Source organism: Bacillus cereus group sp. N8 (genome assembly GCF_016483685.1).
Lineage (GTDB): Bacteria > Bacillota > Bacilli > Bacillales > Bacillaceae_G > Bacillus_A > Bacillus_A proteolyticus.
Map to the genome: position 1 here is coordinate 1 of NZ_JAEHBK010000185.1, position 256 is coordinate 256.

Consider the following 256-nt stretch of genomic DNA (forward strand, 5'->3'; position numbering starts at 1 on the left):
CAGTAGGAATACCGAAGCAGTTACCGAATCATCCGATTCCTGCTACAACTTCTTCGAATAAAAATTTCACACGAGCAGATTCTAATTCACAGAAGCGAAGTCAGTTTAATAGACCTACTCGACGTGCTCCCATAGAGAATACGTCACGGAAAATACCACCAACGCCTGTTGCAGCTCCTTGATATGGTTCAATAGCACAAGGATGGTTATGCCTTTCCAATTTAAATACAACCGCTAGATTATCACCGATAACTAC

At 41.8% G+C, this 256-nt stretch carries 1 pseudogene; it reads right to left on the minus strand.

The features are described 5' to 3' along the window. Positions 1 to 31 precede the first annotated feature (31 nt). Positions 32 to 256, minus strand: a pseudogene (locus tag JDS80_RS30940) (AIR synthase related protein); the annotation flags it as partial.